Genomic DNA, 18,093 nt, shown 5'->3' on the forward strand with positions numbered 1-18,093 from the left:
GGAGGGCAGGATACTTATTTTTTCTTGCGCGCTTTTCGTTGTGCAAGTTCCAGCGCAAGTTCTTCACTGGCGAATTGAATGAATAATTCCGCCGCCGGCGATAACATCCTGCCCTTCAGGGTTACGACCCCGAAATGAGTAAACAACTTGAGTGACGGGGTTACCTTGATTTCGACCAGTTCTTGCTCTTTTACCTGGGTTCTAAAGGCCGATTCGGGTCCGAGGATCACCACATCGGTGGCCACCGCAACCTGCTCGAGTACCAGCAGATTATCGCATTCGACGCTCCAGAGGGTGCGCGGGTCGCCTTTGAATTTGAACGCCTTCATCACCTCGGTCAGGGAAACGTCCGGAAACCGAAATGACGCGAGCGGGTATTCATGCAGATGTTCCACCGTGATTTGCGGATGCGCCAGGATCGGGTGGCCGGCGCGGCAGAAGCAGCTGATGGGCAGTTCGGGCAACGGAATGATCTCGAGCCGGTCGCTGGTCAACAGTTCGCGGGTATCGGCAATGAACAGGTCGAGCGCTTCCGCTTCAAGCAATCTCAGCAAATTGCGCCAGTGCGTGATTTCGACATGGGTGCGAATTTTCGGATGCAGACGCGCGAGCTTCGAAATTACCGGAATGAGGAGAACGGCGGCCGGGATCGGACCGACTCCAATCAATACTTCTCCGTACTCGTGGGCTTTCATCAGTTCAACGTCGCGGCGCAATCCCTTGGCTTCCTGCAGGATTTTTTCAGCCCGCGCGATCACCACTTTTCCATACGGAGTCGGGATGATTTTGCGCGTGCCGCGATGGAATAGCTTGACCCCGTATTCTTCTTCGATGGACTGTATGCTACGGCTGAAAGCCGGTTGGCTCAGGTGTACGGCGTCGGCCGCCAATGCGAAAGTTCCGGATTTCCCGAGTGCAACCACATGAACCAGCTTACGAAGATTTGCCATGTCCGTTCTCATTTGAAAAGAGCCGCGCACATGATCCGATAAATTCGCGGCAAAGTACACCTTGCAAAAACATATGAGTGAAGAATCCATTTAAATCGGAGGAGTGAAAGCAATGAACACGAATAATGTACGGAGCATGTACGACACCAATATGAAAATGGCCACCGAAATCGGCGAGCGGGAAGATAAGGTCGTTTTCGACAATGTTTCGAAGACATATCAACGCCTGGGGTCTTCGAACGAGCCGACGCTCGCGGTCGATTCCCTCAACGTCAAAATAAAAACGGCCGAGATCGTCAGCATTCTGGGGCCGACCGGGTGCGGAAAATCGACCGCCATGAACATGATCGCCGGCTTCGAATTTCCCAGTACCGGCCGGGTTCTTCTCGGCGGATCGCCGGTCACCGGGCCTGGCCCTGACCGCTCGATCGTGTTTCAGCAGGCATCGCTTTTTCCATGGCTGACGGTTCTGGAAAACGTCACGCTGGGCGTCAAATCCCGCGGCATGCCGGCTGATGAGTATCTGCACCGGGCCGAACAGTTGCTGGCTGCGGTGCGCCTGACCGGCTTCGAGAGCCACTACCCATACCAGCTTTCCGGAGGCATGCAGCAACGGGTGCAGATTGCCCGTGCGCTGATCTCGGAACCGGAAGTCATCCTGATGGATGAACCGTTTGGAGCGCTCGATTCCCAGACCCGGCTGATGATGCAGGAACTGGTGCTGCAGCTCTGGCAGGAATACCAGCCGACCATCATTTTCATTACCCACGACGTTGCGGAGGCCGTGTTCGTCTCGGACCGCGTGCTTCTGATGAGCCGCCGGCCCGGCAGGATCAAGCTGTCGGTCGACATCAAGGAGCCCAAGCCGCGTACCCAGGATTTCATCAGCAGTTCCCGTTTTGTCGAAACGCAAGGCGAACTGCTACGGGCGCTGCGCGCCGAAGTACAGGACGCCGTTTCCTCGCGCTGAACGGCAGCGGATTGGCAAAGAATAACCAAATGGCGACCGATACCATGGCAACGAATCCGGCTGAGCAGCAGTACCTCGATCAATTGGCGAACATCCTGCGCAACGGCACCCGCAAGACGGATCGCACCGGCACCGGAACGCTCTCGCTGTTCGGCCTGCAGATGCGCTTCCGGCTGGATCAGGATTTCCCGCTGCTGACCACCAAGAAGCTGCATCTGAAGTCGATCATTTACGAAATCCTGTGGTTCCTGCGCGGCGAAACCAATGCCCGCTGGCTGCAGGAGCGCGGCGTCACCATCTGGGACGAATGGGCTGCGGAAGACGGCGAACTGGGCCCGATCTACGGCCGCCAGTGGCGCCGTTGGAAGGCGGCCGACGGCCGCGAAATAGACCAGATCAGCCGGCTCGTCGAATCGATCCGGACCGACCCCGACTCCCGGCGCCACATGGTGGTTGCCTGGAACCCCGGGGAAATCGACAACATGGCGCTGCCGCCCTGCCACGCGCTGTTCCAGTTCTATGTCGCAAACGGCCGGCTCTCATGCCAGCTCTATCAGCGTAGCGGCGATTTTTTCCTCGGGATTCCGTTCAACATCGCGGGCTATGCGCTGCTGACCCTGATGGTGGCCCAGGTCACCGGCCTCAAGCCGGGAGAGTTCGTGCATACCGTCGGCGATGCCCATATCTACCTGAACCACCTTGAGCAAGTGCGGGTACAGCTGTCGCGTTCGCCGTGCCAATTCCCGACACTGCAGATCAATCCCGAGGTGCGGGATCTGTTCGCCTTCCGTTACGAGGACTTCACGTTGCAGGGCTATGACCCCTGCCCGAACATCGCGGCCCCGGTCGCGATATAGGCAGGCGCGGGGTTTCCGTCCCATGCTGACGGTGGCAAGCACCTTGACGGTGCTGGCTGCGGTACTGCTGGCTGGTGCGCTGATCGGCGCCAGCGGTATCGGCGGGGTGTTGCTGGTTCCGGTGCTGACCAAGCTCGGCGCGGTATCGTTGCCGGAGGCGATCGCTGCGTCGTCGCTGGGCTTTGCATTGCCGGCGCTGGTCGCTCTCGGGCCGTTGCGCCGGCAGCGGGAACTGGTCAGGAGCTGCGTTCCGCTGCTGCTGGCGGCGCTCCCCGGCGCGGCAGCCGGTGCCCTGGTGGTGCGCTGGCTGCCCGCCACGGTATTGATGCTCGGCGTCACGCTGCTGCTTCTGTTTGCCGGCTGGCGCGGGCTACGTTCGACCGGTCCCGGCGCGGAGCCGGTCGAGCCTCCGGGTACGAATACCTTGCTTGCGCTTGGCGCGCTGGTGGGATTCGGCTCGGCACTCACAGGTACTGGCGGTCCGGTATTGGTAATCCCGCTTCTGATATTAATGCGCCAGCCTGTCCTGTTCGCGGTGGTCGCCGGGCAGGCGATCCAGTTCCCGGTGGCGCTGACCAGTACCGCAGTGCATGTGGTGGAGGGGCGGCTCGATCTCCGGCTTGGGGCAATCTGCGGCCTGCTCATGCTGATCGGATCGATTGCGGGGCAGCGTGCCGCAGCCGGGTTGAACGTCCGGCAACTCCAGCGCCTGGTTTCGATTCTGCTGCTCACGGTGGGCGGCTGGTTCGCCTGGCTCTTGCTGGACTGAAGGGGGCAAGACCGGCTTTCGGTTCCGCGGTTGAATTGATATTTGAAGCGATTTTTCCCGGCAGTGCGGATTGGAATCTTTTCCTGGCGCGGATGATGAGGATGAGCTTGGAAATGATAGCGGGTGAGGATGCTTACCGGGGTTCGAGGCCGGGCAACCCCGCCATTTTCGATTCAGCCTAGCACCTGACTGATCGGAGTTCGCCAAGGCCTGCATAGCTTGCATCGATTGTCCCAACCCGCCTTTCCGAGATCGGCAACGGCGCCGCGTGTGAGAAGTGCCCCTGCCGGCGCTCCCGTTTCGTTGTCCATGCACTGCCTTGCCGCCACCTACGGAAAATTATTTTAAAAAATAGATCGATTCCGTATCAGGTTTTCAGAATTCCCGCCGTTATCCCGAGTGTTGTGGCGGCAGCCATTGTTTTGGCATGAGAAGGATGTGATCCGCCTGTCAGTTTCTTTCCGTCAAGGGGTATGCCATGAGTTTCGCCATTCCATCCATCAGCCCGGTTTCGGCACCGGTTCCCAACCCGGCGCGCGAAAACCCGCATAGGGCGGCTGACAAATCGCTCGCGGCCCAGGCAGACAAAGTCACGCTTGGCGCCAGACCAGCGGAGCAGGCGACCTATGCCAACCCGCGCGGCAGCGCTCCCGCGACGGGCGCCGAACTCGGCGCGATGCTGGAAGAGTCGAACCGCAAGGCGCAGGAAATCATCGACTTGCTGATGGGCTTGCTGGAGCAGCAAGGCTTGAACATCGCCAAAGTCGCCAGCGGCGAGCAAACCCTGCAAGCCGATCCGGCCACGATCGCGAAGGCCAAAGCGGCGATCGCGGAAGACGGCGAGTTCGGCGTGCAGCAGGTGGCTGAACGCATCCTGAGCTTCGCCAAGGTCGCCATCGGCGACGACCCATCCAAGCTGGCGGCAATCCGTGCCGCGGTCGAAAAGGGTTTTGCGCAAGCCAAGGAAATCCTCGGCGGCGCACTGCCTGAAATCAGCCAGAAAACCTACGCCACCATCATGGCCAGCTTCGACCGCTGGGCCAGCGACGGCATTCCGGGTGGCGCTGGCGTGACGGCGCCGCCAGATATTTGACCCTGCGTCGGATATTCCAGCCTATTTTTCCGTCAGCCGCTCGCCGAGGGCGCGCAGCAGCATTGCCCCGTCACCGCGCCAAGCGCTACCGTGCATGCACGCCAGGGTCGTGGGCGCTTCACGCGCGAGCTTTTCCAGCAGATATTGCGCATGAATCGAGTGTGAAAAGTAATCCAGCGATTTGCGGAACGCCTCGCTCGGGTCAAGGATGTCGTCTTTCGTCACGGCCTTCTCACCGAAACCGTTCTGGGTGAACAGATCGCCGCAGAACAAGGTCTGCGTCGTGCCATCCATCAGGTACCCGGTTTCCCAGCCGTGCGGCAGATGCGGGGTATCGAGCCACTTGACCGCATGCCGGCCCAGCGAAATTTGTTCGCCATCGGCCATCGCCCGTGCCGGGCGGTCGGCCACATCATCGACCGACACCATCGCCGCGATGCGGCCACACAGCGGCACCGACTGCGGCGCGGCTGCCAGCCACTGATTCAGCGCGCCGCACTCGTCTGCCTCGAAATGCGAAAACGCGATGAAGCTCAGGCGGCTGACCGGCATCACGCTTTCGACCGCTTCGCGCACCAGCGGAAACATCTTGCGCGGCCCGGTATGAAACAGCAGCGGCTGCTCGTCCAAGAGCAGATACTGATTGAAGGAAAAGCCGCCCGGGATCGCGTTGATCCCGGTGTTGATGCGATAAATGCCGTCGGCAATTTCCTGGATATTGGTTCCGGATGAAGTGTTGGTGATTGGCATGCTCGTCGTACCTCCGGGTGAAATGTTGCTCCAAAGCGGCGATGGAGGAATACGATAGGCTCGCTGTTTCTAATGCAGATAAGTCCTAGCAGCCCGGATAAAAATAGCAACCTGCCCAGTACGGACTCTGCTTGACACTCGATTGAGCGTAGCCGCCACCAGAGCTGGAACCGGAACTGCCGCTCATGCCACCACTACTGTTTGGTTCAGTTGCGCAGCCTGCCACCATGGCCAGTACTGCCACCGCGATCAGAAATTTCATCACACACCTCCAGGCGCCCGTTTCAGGGCAATGAAATCACAATTGTTGGAACACGCAATCACCTGCCCATGCGTCGACATGAATCTCGCCACGCTTGTTGCGTGCGTCGAGCTCCATCCGATTGCTTGCCATTCCCGAGCCGCTCATGTTTCGCACGTCCGGGCCGCCATTCGTGCAGGCCATTTTGGCGGGAGAATCATAAATTTCCCTGATGGCGAATACCATAACCCCGTTGCGTGGTTGCCCGCACTACCAGCCCTGGTACTCAAAACCATGCCGCACAGGCCCGGCTTTCTTTGCCGCTCTCGCGACAGGCCAAAGTCGTAACGCTCGACGCTCCGTTCGTATGGCTTCGACGCCATGACATGCGTGGCCAGTCGGGCTGAGAATTCAATATAGGGTGCGAGCTTTGACTAGTACAGGTCGGGGAGGGCAACATTGACGCTACTCAAAAGGAGTCGAAACGATCTGTGTGGGTGGGAACGCGCGCAACACAAGGCAGTCGCTTGGCGTTGTGGCATCGGGCCGGATTTTGGCGCGCTCAAGTCGGCGCTGCCCGCGTCAACTTGGTGCTATGCGTTGACGCCGAAAGCTTGGTCTGGGCGGGTGGAAAAAGACAGATCGGACTGCCCCGACTTTCCTCGCGGCGATCTCGATTTGTCGCGAAGGTGGCAAGATCAGTAAGTCGTGTTGCGGGCTGCAGACAGGTCCGGATATTTGACTCTGACCCCATTTTCAGTGCTGTTCCGCTCGGTCGCTGGTGGGCGAATTGGGGCTCGTGGTCCCGGCGCGATGAGGATGTCTTCAGGCACTCTAGGCCTGCCCGCCGTCCCTCGCATGGATGTCCGCCAGCGATTCCCGCCCGCGCTCGGTGAGCTCGAATCCATTCGCGTTCGGCGCGATCAGTCCTTTCCTGCTCAGGAAAGTGGCGACGTCCGCATCGATCGCAGCCGGTTTCGCGGCCACTGCGGCTGCGTTTGCGATGGCCCGTAGTGCGTCGATGCTGCGTTTGATAAACACCGTCTGCTCGCCTTTTTCAGTGAGCGCCAGCGTGCCGTCTTTTTTGCTCGTGAGGTATTTCAGTCCGATGAGTTTCTTGGCGTTCCGAGACACGCATGCGCTTGGCCGCACTCCCTTTTTCATCTGCCGGATCTGCACCAGCGCCTCGAATTCATCCTTCGTCAAATGGTCGTCCATGTCGGTTCTCTAAAAATCTGTCATTGGCGCTGCCGGCCAGCAGTGTGCCGTTAGCGGTGTGCCCAAGGCGCCGGCGAAGACTCGCGCATCTCCTGCATGCGCCGAACCCGCTCGTCCTGTTCTTTGAGGGCGAGCGTGATTTCACGCATCACGGCACCCACATCGGCGGGCCGATCGTCGGCCGCCACATGACCGGTCAGCACGGTTTCCGGGCGCAACAGGCCGGCGCTGTACAGCGCCCAGATTTCCTTGCCGTACCGGCTTGTCGCGAGTTGCGGCGCAAACTGGCTGAAAAACGTCGCCAGGTTGTCCACGTCACGCGCGAGCATCGCTTCGGCCTGCATATTGCTGGCCGCATCGACGGCTTGCGGCAGGTCGATGATGACCGGGCCCTCGGCATCGAGCAGGATGTTGTATTCGGATAGATCGCCGTGAATGACGCCGGCGCATAGCATCAGCACCACCTGATGCAGCAGGGTCGCGTGGTATGCCAGCGCCATCTCCTCCGTCAGCTCCACGTCACTGAGCCGCGGCGCGACGTGGCCGGCGGCATCCGTTACCAGATCCATCAGCAGCACGCCCTCGAAGCAGATATACGGCCTGGGCACACGCACGCCGGCGGCGGCAAGGCGGTACAAGGCATCCACTTCCGCGTTCTGCCACACCTCTTCCTGCATCTTGCGGCCGTAGCGGGAGCCTTTTTCCATCGCCCGTGCCTGCCGGCTGTTTCTTACCTTGCGGCCTTCCTGATACGAGGCCGCCTGGCGGAAGCTGCGCTGACTGGCCTCCTTGTAGACCTTTGCACAACGGATCTCGTCGCCACAGCGCACCACATAGACCGTCGCCTCCTTGCCGCTCATGAGCTGGCGGATGACCGCGTCAACCAGTCCCTCTTCGATGAGCGGCTGGATTCTTTTCGGGATTTTCATGGGGTGACGAGGCTCGGAAAGGAGGGCAGGGAAGGTGGAACGGCTTTCGCCATAACCGTGCGGGATGCAAAGTGTATCAGCATGCAGCCTGTTGTCAGGCGCATCGCAAGGGCCAGACCCGAATGCCAGGGCCCGCAGTGCGGCTTATTTCCCGCGCTCGTCCGTCAGCTTGCTCCGGGGCGGCGACGGGGCAGGGAGCCGGCCTGACTTGCCGTACGACGAAACGGGCAGGCGAAAGGAGCGTTCATGCGGCTGCGACGAAAAATCGCGGCAGTGATCCAGGCATTCAGGCGATTGCTGTGAACTCCATTTGCGGTTGACTGGCTCGGGCTCCTCCAGCCTGCGGCTACCGCTGCCTTGCTGGTACTCGGCGTGCCGATCGGCGCACTGTTCAATACGCCGGTTGGCGCGATGTAATCAAGCGTGCCGAGGTAAGCGTGGCGACCGTTGACAGGGCGATACAACTCCAGATCACCAGCGTGTAGCTGCCGCTGCGATCGAATACTGCGCCGGCGACCACCGGGCCGAGCAGGTTGCCGACCGCCGCGCCGGTGTAGAGCGTGCCGATGATGCCGGCCACCGCGCGCGCGCCGAAGAGGTCCATGCACAGCGCCGGCATCAGCGCGACGATGCCGCCGTAGCTGATGCCGAACCATACGGCGTAGAACGCCAGCGCCGGAAAGCCACCGGCGCCGAACCAGACCAGGTACGACAAGCCCATCGACGCCTGCATCAGGCTCAAGGCCAGCGTGCGGCCGATGCGGTCGGCCAGCGTGCCGATCACGAAGCGTCCCAGCAGGCTGCCGATGCCGATCAGGCCGACCAGGCCGACCGCGCGCGATTCGTCGATACCAAGGTCGCGTGCCGCCGCCGAGATATGGGCGAAGGGAATGAACATGACCGGGCCGGCCACCACGGCTCCCAGGTACAGCCACCAGAATCGGCAGTCGCGCAGGGCCTCCCCAACGCTGACGCCCGACACCTGGCCGGCGGCTGCCGATGCGGCTGGCGCACGCCGCAACAGATAGGCCGCGCCAATCCCGACCACGACCACGCCCGCCGCGATCGCCCGCAAGGCGTCGCGCCAGTCGAAGGCGACGATCGCCGCGGCGGCCAGCAGCGGAACCGCCACCGTGCCGGCGCCAATGCCGGCGCTGGCGATGCCGGCGGCCAGCCCGCGGCGCTGCGAGAACCAGGGTTGCACGCAGCCGATCGCCGGTGTGTAGACCAGCGCGATGCCAATTCCGACGCCGACGCCGTAGGACCAATAAATCATCGTCATCGAAGTCGCGAAACTGCTGGCAATCAAGGCGGCGGCGATGCACGCCATGCCGGCGCAGCAGACGACCCGCGGCCCGTAGCGATCGGCCAGCATGCCGGCGCCCGCGCCGAGCACGAAATAAACCAGTCCGGAGAGGCCGAAGATCAGTGAGACGTCGGCACGCTGCGCGTTGAATGCCGTGGAGAAGGATTCAAAAAATGCGGCGAACGAGTAGGCGACGCCGAAAATCACCGCCAGATTGACGAATGCCGCCCAGACAACAACCCAGGCGTAACGCGGTTCTTTCATCGGATTGCACTCCAAGTGAATAAGCTAAGCGGGTGAAGGAATCCGACCAAAAATCAGGTGAATCTGGATTCGTTAGCCAGTACGTCGTGCGTACTTTACAGCATGCCAATTTATATTCGCTCTCGATTCGGTGGTTTCGAGCACTGCGAGTAATAGGAGCAGATTGTTGACTATCTTATGTATTTAATTGACTCTGACACTTATTCCTCAACGCGTATGGAGGCAATCATGGAAATGAAAAAGATCAATGCCGGAAAACTCCGGGCGATCGGCTACGACAGGAGGGAAGGTGTCCTGCGGGTCGAGTTCGACGATGGCAGCGCCATCGATTATTCGGGCGTCAGCGAGGACGTGTGGCGCAAATTGTCGACTTCAGGCGCGGCCTGGAGCTACTACCGCGACAACATCGAAGAGGAATACGCGGGCCGCCGGGGGCGGGTACAGCCTCAAGGGAAATCGCAGGCGCTCGAGGATCTGTTCAAAGCGCCCAAGGATGATGCGGGCAGTTAAGGCAAGACCTGACCTGTTCGTTCATGCCTCGATGTTTCTTCATTTGATTTATATTGCTGCCTGCACTGAATCCCGAACCCCGAATCCTTCCTTTTAATACGAGAAAAGCCCCATGAAAATTGACAAGGACACTGCGGTCACCCTGCGTCTGACCGTTGCCGAAAGTACCGGCAAGGTCATCCAGAACGGCAAAACCCCGGTCGCGTATCTGCACGGCGGTTATGACAATGTGTTCCCGAAACTGGAAGCCGCCCTGCAAGGGCAGGAAGTCGGTTTCAAGGTCGCGATGAATCTCGCGCCGGAAGACGCGTTCGGCCTGCGCGATGAAAGCCTGATGCGTACGATTTCCAAGAAGGACTTTCCGCCGGGAGTCAAGGTGGGCGGCACGCTGCAAGGCTATACCGATGCGGGGCACGAGCAAGTTTTCACCGTACTCAAGATCAAGGGCGATCAGGTCATGCTCGACGGCAATCACCCGCTGGCCGGTAAATCCTTGCGCGTAGGAGCGGAAGTGTTAAGCGTGCGTGCCGCCACCGCGGAAGAGATCACGCATGGTCACGTGCATGGCGAGCATGGTCATCACCACTGAATCAAAGGTCGTTGCAACCAAAAAAGACAGCCTGGTTTTATTTTCAAAACGAAGCTGATCCTTCCTTCTTCTTATTCACGAGGAGCCATCATGAGCATTTCCATGTACGCGGCATCGGTGCCGCTGCTGAAACAACAATTGCGCAGCCTGGACGCCATTCTGGGCAAGGCAGAAGCGCATGCGCGCGAAAAAAAAATCGATCCGGCCGTGCTGCTGCAGGCCCGCCTGTATCCCGATATGCTTCCCTTGATCAAGCAGGTGCAGATCGCCAGCGACAATGCCAAGGGCATCGCCGCCCGGCTTGCGGGTATCGACATTCCCTCGTTTGCGGACACCGAGCAGACCTTCGAGGAACTCCATGCGCGCATCGCGAAAACGCTAGCCTTTCTCGACACCGTCAAGCCGGATCAGGTGAACGGCAGCGAAGAGCGGGAGGTCGTCGTCTACAAGGGCGCGCCCTACGAAATGCAGCTCCAGGGGCAGAACTACCTGGTCCATTTTGGTCTGCCCAATTTCCTGTTCCACGTAACGACCGCTTACGCCATCCTGCGCCACAACGGCGTCGCGATCGGCAAGGCCGACTTCATCGGCAAGTTCTGACGCGCGTCCGCGAGAGCGGATGCCTAAAAAAAACGCCACGCTTGTGCGTGGCGTTTTCATTTGCGGCCCGTATCCGGGTCACCGATAAAAGGCCTCGACCTGGCCTTTCAGCTTGATCAGCAGCGGATTGCCCTTGCGATCCTTGGCCTTGCCGGAGGCCACGGCAATCCATCCTTCGCTGATGCAATACTCTTCCACGCTCGTATGTTCCTTGCCGTTGAGCCTGATGCCGACCTCGTGCATCAGCACCTCTGGGTTGTGGTGGCAGCTCTGTGGATTGATGGAAAGGCGATCGGGAAGCGGCGGGAGTTGGGTCGTGTCGGTCATGGGCTTGGGCTATGCGTCGGTAAGGACGGGATGTAGGCGTGACCGGGATTGTATCTTGCCTCGCCAGGGATCAGCTTGGCATGAGCAGGCGAAAACGGATCAAGATCATCGAGGCGGGCAGCGCCTCTTGTCTGGCGAAGGGGTAGGGCTGGTCGGCCGGATCGCAGAGACAAATTGAGTCTGACCCCGTTTAATTCTATTGGTCAGCCGCTACTTCCGCCACTCCGGCGGCCACTCGTTAAAGTGGATGATTTCTCGCCCATCCACCACCAAGGTGTACAAAGGCTCGTCTGGAAAGTCGTTCAGCCTGATCTTCCAGACTTGAGATCCAACCATCGTTTGGAAGGCATAACGATCAGGAGCCTCCCGCAACCTCTTCCACGACAATGGCTTGCCGCCATACTCAGGCACGTCCGACCAGTTGTCTTGTATGCTGAAGTCCGTCATGGTTCCTTGGGCGGCGTAAGGCCCAGCGAGCGGTTTACCGAAGTCCTTGTACCCTGCGCCGCTGCAATTATCCGTTGCCACAATTCATCCCCGGAGTAGTCGGCCGAGTACTTTTGCACGACCTGATCCCATGTGAGATTCGGATTCGTGGCGCGAAGCATGTCCGCAGCCTCCTGGTCCAGCATTGCAGCGCGCGCCGCCGATCTGAACGCATTTCGTAGATCGACAGCTTGCCTGGCTTGCTGTTCAAGGGTCGCCGTCGAGTCAACCAATTGCGGAATCCGGGCTGCCTGATTCAGATACCACTGCCGAACGTCAAGGTTCGACATTGAAGCCGGTTCAGGCAAATCGACCGCTATTCCGCTCGGCGCGATCAGGGTTCGACTGGCGGTCCAGGCCGCCTCGCTCGCCGAGACCGATGGCGGCCACTGGGAGGCGCCGCTGCGCTCGGCGGGCGGCGCGGCAAAGGCCGCGGCAGTGCCCAAGGCGCAGGCGACGGCAGCCAGCCAGCTCGCGATTGTCCGCGCGCGCTTCAGGTCTGGAATCGGGGTCATGGGTGCTGCCGGCAGGGGTAGTGACATCTTGAAAATATTTGACTCTGACCCCTTTAATCGGGTTTGGCCGCTGGGCGAACGAATGGACTACAACTGAGTCACCGTGATGCTGGTGAGGCAAGACATGTGGTAATTGATGTGGTAGATATCTGACTATGACCCCTTTATTCCTTGATCGCATTATTCTCTATCGTTTTTACTTCTGAACCCGGCTAGCGGCCTCATATTTTTCAGGCTGACCGGGAACTAATATTGCCGTGTATGCACGCCGATCTATTATGCATAGAAAATCGTATTCGTGTCCAGCATCTGGTCCAATCATGGTGCCATCTTGATTTTGCACAATGACGATACCGAAACTCTGACACGCTGATTCAAGCAACCGTCTATCAATCAAATGAAGATCATCCCGCGAGCGAATAGCGGCTAATAATCTAGCTGAGCGCGGATGGCGGGTTGCGTAATCACTGATTCTAGTAATATCTAAAAATAAAACACTTTGGGAAATAGTGGCCGCATTGACGGCGGCAGCTCTTAGAATCTGCCCGGATACATTTGTGGTGAACTCAAAACCACTTGGTCGTAAGATGTAAATTGTTTGATCTGTTACCAAATAGTCGAAATCGTTATCTAGTCGGAAAACAGCCTCGCCCATTAATGTTAAGACCCCGCCGTTGAGAAACGCTAATTTTGATTTAGTTACACCTTTAAACTGGCTTGCACGGCGAAACGCGAATAATTTTCTATTGCGATTATCCGTGAATACGGCGTAGTAATACTCTAATTCAGAGACTGCGTTCAATGCGTTTGCATCACTCGGTAAATTTTGAAGCGCAACAGTTAATGCCAAGTCGCTGACATAAGGCGTCCCTAAGGGTAATTGGAGAGATTCTTCCGAACTGTATTTTTCAGCTGGATCGAAGATCGGTAGGTTTGGTGACGATGCCGGCAACTGCATTTTTTTCGCCGTAGCGGCCAACATGATCTTCAATTCCGCTTGAACTTGTGGGTGAATCGGGATCTGAATGTGTCTTGGATTTAGTGCGGACGTATCTTCAAAATATCCGATCAACGTAACTAGCCCTATATTATTGAAATCAAAATTCATGCAGCTCCCCCGTAATATTTTTGTTATTTGTCGAACAGTAAAAAATCCGTAACGCGCAGTGGGTTAATTTCCAGGCCAGTGGGTAATTTATCCCTGCGTGTAATTAAAACATGAGTAACAGAAAAATCGCCGCTGGCCGAATCAAGTTTTATAGACAGCACACGATATCTGAAGATGGCGAACCAAAAATTCATGTAATAAAGCTGCATATGCCAAAAAATGAAAATCACAAACAGAAGCGCACACAAGGCTGAATATAGGTCGTTTTCAGTGCTCACACTGGTTTGGTAAAGCGGGATCAGCAATGCAAAAATAAAAGTTAGCAAGTGTTCTTTATTGTCAGTGAACTCTCTGATGTGTATGCGCTTCCTATCGTTTAATCGCTTTGCTTGCCAAATTCTGAAAAGTAAATAAATATTTGGCAGAACTGCCAAAAATACGAACGATGGGAAGTAGATTTCGAACGGTATTATCCCGATCCCACGGATGGCCCATAAAATGAATAGAGGGGACATACAGGCAAGCACGAGAATAAACCGGATTCCATCCATTCTATTTTCCGTTCATGAAACCGAGCCAGGAGTGGCTTAAACATTCGACTTACGGATAAATACGTTTACTTCCCCCATGAATCCTTCAACGTCACCACCCGATTAAACACCGGCTTCCCCGGTTTCGAATCCACCCGATCCGCTACAAAATACCCATGCCGCTCGAACTGATAGCGGTCTTCCGGCAGCGCATGCTTCATCCCCGGCTCTAAATAAGCAGTCACCACTTCCTTCGCATTCGGATTCAGCACCTGCATGAAATCCTTGCCGCCGGCGTCCGGTTGCGGGTCGGTGAACAGGCGGTCGTATAGCCGCACTTCGGCTTCCAGCGCGTGGGTGGCGCTGACCCAGTGGATGTTGCCCTTGACCTTGTAGTTGGCGCTGCCTTCGGTGCCGGATTTGCTGTCGGGGAAGTAGTTGCAGTGCACTGCAATCACGTTGCCGTTTTCGTCCTTGTCGCAGCCCGTGCATTCGACCACGTAGCCGTAGCGCAGCCGCACCTTGTTGCCGGGGAACAGGCGGAAGTAGCCCTTGCTCGGCGTTTCCATGAAATCTTCCTGCTCGATCCACAGTTCGCGCGTGATCGGGAAGCTGCGATGGCCGCGTTCCGGGTGGTGCGGGTGGATCGGGGCCGTGCAGTCTTCCGACAGGTTTTCCGGGAAGTTGTCGATGATCAGTTTCAGCGGACGCAGCACGGCGACCGCGCGCGGCGCCTTGGGGTCGAGGTCTTCGCGCAAACAGCCTTCGAGCGTGCTCATGTCGATCCAGCCGTCGGACTTGGTGACGCCGATGCGTTCGCAGAACAGCTGGATCGATTCCGGCGTGTAGCCGCGGCGGCGGATGCCGACGATGGTCGGCATCCGCGGGTCGTCCCAGCCGTCGACGATGCCTTCTTCCACCAGCTGGCGCAGCTTGCGCTTGCTGGTGACGACATAGGTCAGGTTCAGGCGCGCGAATTCGTATTGGTAGGGCAGCGGCTTCTGGAAGAAGCCGCCTTCGGCCAGGCGCTCCAGCACCCAGTCGTAGAACGGCCGGTGGTCCTGGAACTCGAGCGTGCAGACCGAGTGCGTGACGTATTCGATCGCGTCCTCGATCGGGTGCGCGTAGTCGTACATCGGGTACACGCACCAGTCGTCGCCGGTGCGGTGGTGGTGCGCGTGGCGGATGCGGTAGATGGCCGGGTCGCGCATGTTCATGTTGGGCGAGGTCATGTCGATCTTGGCGCGCAGGACGTGCGTGCCGTCTTCGAATTCGCCGGCCTTCATGCGCCGGAACAGGTCGAGCGATTCGGCGGCGGGGCGGTCGCGGTAGGGCGAGTTCTTGCCGGGCTCGTTGAAGTTGCCGCGATGGGCGGCCATCTCGGCGGCGCTCTGGCTGTCGACATACGCATGGCCGGACGTGATTAGGTATTCGGCCATCGCATACAACTGGTCGAAGTAGTCGCTGGCGTAGTACAGGTGCTCGCGCCGCTCGGGGCCGTCGCCGTGCTGCCAGGAAAATCCGAGCCAGTGCACGCTGTCGATGATGGTGTCGACGTATTCCTGTTCTTCCTTCTCCGGGTTGGTGTCGTCGAAGCGCAAATGGCAGCGGCCGCCGTAGTCGCGCGCCAGGCCGAAGTTGAGGCAGATCGATTTGGCGTGGCCGATGTGCAGATAGCCGTTCGGCTCGGGCGGAAAGCGCGTGATGACCGTGGGCAGCGGATGCAGGTGTTGGTCGCGGCGGCCGGCGTGCTTGCCGCTGGCGAGGTCGGCGTCGATGATGGCGCGCAAGAAGTTGGAGACTGCCGGCGCTGGGGCGGCGTTTTTTGCGCCGTTTTTCGGTTCGTTGCTCATGGATTGGCGAGTCTTTTGATTCGGTATGGAGAGGATGGCGTTTCGGGGCATTTTACCGTAGCGGGCAGGCCCGAGGCCCTTGTCCCTCGCGGGCGCCGGATTGTCGGCCGTCGCCGGCGCGGGCGGGCTACAATTCCGGCGGCGGGCGCCGCGGTCGGCGCAGCGTCGGTGCATGGCCGACACAATGTGGAGCAGCGGATTCGGATGAGCAAGGGAACGAGCGGCGGCAGTGAACGGTTGCAAGGGGTATTGCTGATTGCGTTGTCGGCGATCGGTTTTGGCGCGATGGCGATTTTCACGCGCTTCGCGTATGCCGATGGCGCCGACGTGTATGGCGTGCTGCTGCCGCGCTTCGTGCTGGCGGGATTGATCCTGCTGGCGGTGGTGTTGCTGCGCCGGTTGCCCTGGCCGCCGCCGGCGACGCTGGCGTGGCTGGCGGTGATGGGCGGCATCGGTTACAACGGCATGTCCTGGTGTTATTTCGCCGCGCTGAATCATGCGCCTGCTTCGCTGGTGGCGCTGTTGCTGTATACCTATCCGACCCTCGTCACGCTGCTGGCGGCGGTTTTCTTGCGCGAGCGCATCACCATGCGCAAGCTCGGTGCGCTGCTGCTGTGCGGACTGGGCACGGTGCTGGTGATCGGGCCAAACCTGAGCGCGGGCGCCGGCGGCGCCAGCCTGACCGGGATCGGGCTCGGCTTGGCAGCGGCGGCGATCTATGCGCTGTATATCGTGGCCGGCACCCGCATCACGCGCGGCCTCGATCCGGTCATGACCACCACCGTGGTGTGCCTGGCCGCCGCCGTGGTGCTGAGCGGGCTGGTGCTGTTGCGCGGCATGAACGGCATGCCGCTGCGGCTGCCGCACTCGGCCGCCGGCTGGGGCGGCGTCGCCGGCGTCGCGCTGGTGTCGACGGTGGTGGCGGTGATTGCTTTTTTTGCCGGGCTGAAACGGCTGGGGGCGTCGCTGGCGTCGATGCTGTCGACGCTGGAGCCGGTGGTTACGGTCGGCCTGGCCGGCTGGCTGCTGGCCGAGTCGCTCGCCGGCTGGCAATGGCTGGGCGGCGCCCTGACGCTGGGCGGCGTGCTCTGGCTGGCGGCCGGCGGCAGCGCGCCGCCGGAAAAGCCGGCGGTCGCGGCGTCTTCCTCCAGCATGTAAAAAGCCCACTCGCCGGAGTGGGCTGGTTTCCGCCGCATTTCATGCAGCGGTTTACGCGTGCCGCAATCGCGGCGATATCAGTGATGGCGGCTGGTCGCGCTTTTGGTTTTGATCGCTTCCTTGACGTCGCCCATGGCTTTTTGCGCCTTGCCGGCCATTTGCCGGCCGAGCCCTTTGGCTTCCTGTTCACGGCTGCCGATCAATTTACCGGCGCTTTGCTGCACCTTCCCCGCGACCCTTTTGGCCGTGCCTTTGACTTGGTCCTTGTTCATGATGATTTCCTCATGACGATTTAAAAAAGACAACTGCAGAGATAAGAGCAGGGCGTCCACGGTAAGTTCAAGCCATTTTTTGCGGCTGCGGCAGGCGGGACGATGGGGAGGGATGGCAGTAGCATTTCCCCAAGTCTTGCCGGCGCCGCGGACCGGCCGTTCATACGGATTCGCACTCAAAGCGATAACTGTGTTGCTTCGCCTTGCCGTGCGCCAGCACTGTCTGCGGCTTCGCGCCTTGTTCTCACTTTGATTGCAAATCCGTATCAGCCGCCGAAGGCGGCCCGTATCCGTTCCAGCCGGGCGCGGTTGACGCCGAAATCGCCGCGTCCGAGGCGCGACGCCGAACGCATGTGGATCACGCCGTCTTGCGCGTCCAGCAGGAACTCGACGTCATCGACAAAGTGCAGCGTTCGCGTGCGGAACTCGGCATGCAGATAATCCGGCGTGACGCTGACGATGGTGACGTTGTCCATCTTGCGCAGCAGAGCCTGCAGGCGGCCGAAAGCGGCGGCCGGGTCACCCTGGAAACGAAGCGGCGCGATCAGGTTGCTGGCGTTGTGCGCTTGCGAGGCGGCCTGGCTCGAAACCACGTTGTGCGTATCGGCGCCAGGGGCCTTCAGCATGCCGTCATGGACGCCGATATCGTTTGGCCGGGTGCCGCTGAACAGGCCGAACTGGCCGGCAACCAATATGCCGACCGGCAGCATGACAAACAGGACGAGCGCCAACATTCTGATCATTCTTGCCACGATGCTCCCGAGGTTCCGCTGCCGTGATCTTGCATCATAGCAGCGG

At 59.5% G+C, this 18,093-nt stretch carries 22 protein-coding genes; 8 read left to right on the forward strand and 14 right to left on the reverse strand.

The window, feature by feature from the left end:
* Positions 1-14: 14 nt before the first annotated feature.
* Positions 15-1,040, reverse strand: coding sequence for a LysR family transcriptional regulator (locus ACK2VC_RS13745; RefSeq protein ID WP_486730947.1), 1,026 nt, complete (start codon positions 1,038-1,040; stop codon positions 15-17).
* A 22-nt stretch (positions 1,041-1,062) separates the two neighbouring features.
* On the opposite strand from ACK2VC_RS13745, the gene ACK2VC_RS13750 reads away from it, so the two are divergent.
* From ACK2VC_RS13750 to ACK2VC_RS13765, 4 genes are all read left to right on the forward strand, one after another.
* Positions 1,063-1,920: an ABC transporter ATP-binding protein gene (locus ACK2VC_RS13750; protein WP_486730949.1), complete on the forward strand. Its 858-nt coding sequence runs from the start codon at positions 1,063-1,065 to the stop codon at positions 1,918-1,920.
* Positions 1,921-1,949: 29 nt separating this feature from the next.
* Complete coding sequence (locus tag ACK2VC_RS13755) at positions 1,950-2,777, forward strand: thymidylate synthase (protein WP_486730952.1); 828 nt, start codon at positions 1,950-1,952, stop codon at positions 2,775-2,777.
* Positions 2,778-2,799: 22 nt separating this feature from the next.
* Positions 2,800-3,546 carry a sulfite exporter TauE/SafE family protein gene (locus tag ACK2VC_RS13760; RefSeq protein WP_486730953.1) on the forward strand — a complete coding sequence of 249 codons (747 nt, stop codon included), beginning with the start codon at positions 2,800-2,802 and terminating at the stop codon, positions 3,544-3,546.
* Positions 3,547-4,024: 478 nt separating this feature from the next.
* Entirely contained in the window at positions 4,025-4,639 is a 615-nt protein-coding gene (locus ACK2VC_RS13765) for a hypothetical protein (protein WP_486730954.1), read from the forward strand.
* Positions 4,640-4,660: 21 nt separating this feature from the next.
* On the opposite strand, the gene ACK2VC_RS13770 is transcribed toward ACK2VC_RS13765, so the two are convergent.
* From ACK2VC_RS13770 to ACK2VC_RS13795, 6 genes are all read right to left on the reverse strand, one after another.
* The gene (locus tag ACK2VC_RS13770; RefSeq protein WP_486730955.1) at positions 4,661-5,389 is read right to left on the reverse strand and encodes an oxygen-binding di-iron domain-containing protein; all 729 of its coding nucleotides are present in this window, start codon (positions 5,387-5,389) and stop codon (positions 4,661-4,663) included.
* An 85-nt stretch (positions 5,390-5,474) separates the two neighbouring features.
* Positions 5,475-5,651, reverse strand: coding sequence for a hypothetical protein (locus ACK2VC_RS13775; RefSeq protein WP_486730956.1), 177 nt, complete (start codon positions 5,649-5,651; stop codon positions 5,475-5,477).
* 36 nt (positions 5,652-5,687) lie between these two features.
* Entirely contained in the window at positions 5,688-5,876 is a 189-nt protein-coding gene (locus tag ACK2VC_RS13780; protein WP_486730957.1) for a hypothetical protein, read from the reverse strand.
* A gap of 588 nt (positions 5,877-6,464) precedes the next feature.
* On the reverse strand, positions 6,465-6,848 hold the full coding sequence (locus tag ACK2VC_RS13785; protein WP_486730958.1) for a hypothetical protein: 384 nt from the start codon (positions 6,846-6,848) through the stop codon (positions 6,465-6,467).
* Positions 6,849-6,898: 50 nt separating this feature from the next.
* Positions 6,899-7,777, reverse strand: a complete 879-nt coding sequence (locus ACK2VC_RS13790) for a PA4780 family RIO1-like protein kinase (protein WP_486730959.1) — start codon at positions 7,775-7,777, stop codon at positions 6,899-6,901.
* A gap of 391 nt (positions 7,778-8,168) precedes the next feature.
* Complete coding sequence (locus ACK2VC_RS13795; RefSeq protein ID WP_486730960.1) at positions 8,169-9,347, reverse strand: MFS transporter; 1,179 nt, start codon at positions 9,345-9,347, stop codon at positions 8,169-8,171.
* A gap of 228 nt (positions 9,348-9,575) precedes the next feature.
* Between ACK2VC_RS13795 and ACK2VC_RS13800 the strand changes: the two genes are divergently transcribed.
* The 3 genes from ACK2VC_RS13800 to ACK2VC_RS13810 all read left to right on the forward strand — a co-directional run bounded on the left by ACK2VC_RS13800 (position 9,576) and on the right by ACK2VC_RS13810 (position 11,046).
* The gene (locus ACK2VC_RS13800; protein WP_486730961.1) at positions 9,576-9,857 is read left to right on the forward strand and encodes a KTSC domain-containing protein; all 282 of its coding nucleotides are present in this window, start codon (positions 9,576-9,578) and stop codon (positions 9,855-9,857) included.
* 112 nt (positions 9,858-9,969) lie between these two features.
* The gene (locus tag ACK2VC_RS13805) at positions 9,970-10,446 is read left to right on the forward strand and encodes an FKBP-type peptidyl-prolyl cis-trans isomerase (protein ID WP_486730962.1); all 477 of its coding nucleotides are present in this window, start codon (positions 9,970-9,972) and stop codon (positions 10,444-10,446) included.
* Positions 10,447-10,536: 90 nt separating this feature from the next.
* Positions 10,537-11,046 (forward strand): DUF1993 domain-containing protein, encoded by a 510-nt coding sequence (locus tag ACK2VC_RS13810; RefSeq protein WP_486730963.1) that lies wholly within the window; start codon positions 10,537-10,539, stop codon positions 11,044-11,046.
* A 78-nt stretch (positions 11,047-11,124) separates the two neighbouring features.
* Here the strand turns inward: ACK2VC_RS13810 and ACK2VC_RS13815 are convergent, their stop codons facing one another.
* The 5 genes from ACK2VC_RS13815 to ACK2VC_RS13835 form a co-directional block, all read right to left on the reverse strand.
* Positions 11,125-11,373 carry a DUF3297 family protein gene (locus tag ACK2VC_RS13815; protein WP_486730964.1) on the reverse strand — a complete coding sequence of 83 codons (249 nt, stop codon included), beginning with the start codon at positions 11,371-11,373 and terminating at the stop codon, positions 11,125-11,127.
* Positions 11,374-11,816: 443 nt separating this feature from the next.
* Entirely contained in the window at positions 11,817-12,374 is a 558-nt protein-coding gene (locus ACK2VC_RS13820) for a hypothetical protein (RefSeq protein WP_486730965.1), read from the reverse strand.
* Between the two features lie 196 nt (positions 12,375-12,570).
* Entirely contained in the window at positions 12,571-13,482 is a 912-nt protein-coding gene (locus ACK2VC_RS13825; RefSeq protein WP_486730966.1) for a Kiwa anti-phage protein KwaB-like domain-containing protein, read from the reverse strand.
* A gap of 23 nt (positions 13,483-13,505) precedes the next feature.
* Positions 13,506-14,033, reverse strand: a complete 528-nt coding sequence (locus ACK2VC_RS13830; RefSeq protein WP_486730967.1) for a hypothetical protein — start codon at positions 14,031-14,033, stop codon at positions 13,506-13,508.
* 65 nt (positions 14,034-14,098) lie between these two features.
* A complete protein-coding gene (locus tag ACK2VC_RS13835; RefSeq protein WP_486730968.1) occupies positions 14,099-15,865 on the reverse strand; it encodes a glutamine--tRNA ligase/YqeY domain fusion protein in 1,767 nt (588 codons plus the stop codon).
* Between the two features lie 204 nt (positions 15,866-16,069).
* Between ACK2VC_RS13835 and ACK2VC_RS13840 the strand changes: the two genes are divergently transcribed.
* On the forward strand, positions 16,070-17,023 hold the full coding sequence (locus ACK2VC_RS13840; protein WP_486730969.1) for a DMT family transporter: 954 nt from the start codon (positions 16,070-16,072) through the stop codon (positions 17,021-17,023).
* A gap of 77 nt (positions 17,024-17,100) precedes the next feature.
* Here ACK2VC_RS13840 and ACK2VC_RS13845 read toward each other — a convergent pair whose 3' ends face one another.
* Positions 17,101-17,355 carry a CsbD family protein gene (locus ACK2VC_RS13845; protein WP_486730970.1) on the reverse strand — a complete coding sequence of 85 codons (255 nt, stop codon included), beginning with the start codon at positions 17,353-17,355 and terminating at the stop codon, positions 17,101-17,103.
* Between the two features lie 206 nt (positions 17,356-17,561).
* On the reverse strand, positions 17,562-18,029 hold the full coding sequence (locus ACK2VC_RS13850) for a DUF1499 domain-containing protein (RefSeq protein WP_486730971.1): 468 nt from the start codon (positions 18,027-18,029) through the stop codon (positions 17,562-17,564).
* Positions 18,030-18,093: the final 64 nt, after the last annotated feature.

The sequence above is a fragment of the Herbaspirillum sp. WTB6 genome, from assembly GCF_057457785.1.